Source organism: Vicinamibacteria bacterium (assembly GCA_035620555.1).
Taxonomy (GTDB): Bacteria; Acidobacteriota; Vicinamibacteria; order Marinacidobacterales; family SMYC01; genus DASPGQ01.
In genome coordinates this window covers 1-2,202 of sequence record DASPGQ010000152.1, presented here as the reverse complement: position 1 = coordinate 2,202, position 2,202 = coordinate 1, and the positions used below count along the sequence as shown (strand labels likewise).

Annotated in this window: 2 protein-coding genes; one reads left to right on the top strand and one right to left on the bottom strand. The window is 63.9% G+C overall.

Translation table 11 applies throughout. The features are described from left to right. Window positions 1-203 (bottom strand): hypothetical protein (locus VEK15_05925; protein ID HXV60212.1); only part of this gene is annotated, 203 nt, incomplete at its 3' end. Between the two features lie 156 nt (window positions 204-359). On the opposite strand from VEK15_05925, the gene VEK15_05920 reads away from it, so the two are divergent. Beyond that, window positions 360-2,202: ABC transporter permease (locus tag VEK15_05920; GenBank protein ID HXV60211.1), on the top strand; the 1,843-nt coding region annotated here is incomplete at its 3' end.

The following is a 2,202-nucleotide window of genomic DNA, read 5'->3' as shown; positions in this document are numbered from 1 at the left end:
TTCCTCAAAGGTTCTCTCTGAGGAAGCGATTCGAGATAGGCGAAAGTGACTTTGTTTTGGGCCTCGACCCAGGCCTTCGTTTCGTCGGCATAGTCGTCCTCGAGCCAACGGTAGGGATCTTGGACTTTCGTGCCATGGTAGTCGTCGACCTGATCGAGCTTTCGGGTTTGGGGGTACTCGTATTTGTCGGTGGCGAAGGTCATCGTGGTTACGAGGCTGAGCGCAAGAACGATCCGTCTCATCGAGCGTCTCCGTTTACAGATTGACAAAGACGAGCCATTGTACCAACTGTCGATCTCCCACGGTTCCGAAAACGCTAGAATGCCAACCAGCTCTCTTCTCCTCATGAAAGGCAATCCATGAAACACGTTGTCGTCGCGATTCGTCGTATCGTCAATACGAAAGCGTTCAGCGTCGTCGTCGTTCTCACACTCGCGTTGGGAGTCGGCGCCGTGACCGCGGCCTTCACCCTGGTAGAGTCGGTGCTCCTCCGGCCTCTTCCGTACGACGCCCCCGAATCCCTCGTACGCGTGCTCGCATTCGATCGCGACGAGGGCCAGGCGGAGTGGCTTTCCTGGGCCGAGGCCACCGGTCTCCGCACCGAGAGCGCGGCGCTCGAGGGGGTCGCCGTCTCCACCGTTTTTCCCGCCACGCTGAGGACCGACGAAGGAAGCGAACGGCTGGAGCGTGCCTTCGTCTCCGACAACTACTTTCCTCTGCTTGGAGTCGAGCCCGTGGTCGGAAGCCTCTTCCTCGAAGGGGAGGAGCGCCAAGTGTTGATAAGCCGACGCCTGTGGCGGCAACGTTGGTCCGGCAGCCTCGACGTGTTGGGGCGAACACTCGAGCTCGATGGCGGGCTGTATACCGTCACCGGGGTCCTCCCCGACACGGTGTACACGCACGACCTGGGCAGCACCCCCGCCGACCTCTGGCTACCTAGCCCGATCGACCGATTGACGGCGGACCCTCATTTTCGCATCTTCACCGTCATCGCCCGTCTGAGTCCGGGCGCGACTCGGGATCGAGTCCGCGAAGAGCTCCAGGCTCTGCAGCGTCGGCTGGCCGCCGAGGCGCCGGATGTCTATGACGGGTGGGACGCTCAGGTGGATTCGCTCCATGCCTCGCTCGTCGGCGAAGCCGATCAAGGGCTGTTCCTGCTTCTTGGCGCCGTCTGTCTCATCTTGCTCATCGCTACCGTCAATCTGGCGAACCTGATGACGTCTCGTTTCCTCGGACGGCGCCGCGAGATCGCTACCCGGCTCGCACTCGGCGACAGCTCCACCGGCATCTTGCGCGACGCCACGCTCGAGGGAGGAATTCTAGCCGCCTGTGGCGGCGCGCTAGGAACTCTCCTTGCGGTAGGAAGCCTCCGACTCCTTCCGTATCTATTGCCGTTCACGCTACCTCGAGAGGCGGAGGTCGCCGCGGACCCGCGCATGATTGCCACCGGCCTCGTATCCGCCGCAATCGCGACGGTCTTGTTCGCGCTCCTTCCCGCGCTCGGCGTCGTGAAGAGCAATTCGGCGACCGCATTGCGGCACGGGGGACGGGCCGTGGCGGGGGACGGCGGACGAGCGCGAGGGTTCGTTGTCGCCGCCCAGGTGGCGCTCTCGATCCCCTTGCTCGTCGGAGCGGGCTTGCTGACTCAGAGTCTCTTCCAGCTTTCCCAGAGGCACCTGGGCATGCAACCCGACGGGCTCGTGAGCGTGAGAGTCTCCGTGCCCGCGTCTCTGTATCGGGAAGCCATCGACCGAGCGCAATTCTTTCGCCAGCTCCTCGACACTCTCCGAGCCCTTCCCGGCGTCGAGAGCGCGGGAGCGACGCTCCAGGTTCCCCTGGTCGCCCACCAGGCCGACCGCACGCGGTTCCGCTTCGTGGAAGGCCCGGAGGTGCTGGCGGCCGAACGTCCCCGGGCTCTTCTGCAGGTCGTGTCGGAGGGTTACTTCGAGACTCTGGGCACCCGAGTGATCGAAGGGCGTCCGTTCGACTCCCGAGACGATGCCAGCGCAGATCCGGTGATGATCGTCAGCGCCGAGCTGGCACGGCGCGAGCGAACCGGGCGCAGCCCGCTCGGTCTCCACGTCGAGACCGAGCTCACCATCTCGCCCGACGAGCCCAACGTGAGGCGGATCATCGGTGTGGTCGAGGACATTCCCCATTTCGGACCGCGCTTCGAAGCGGAGCCGCAGATCTTCGTTCCCC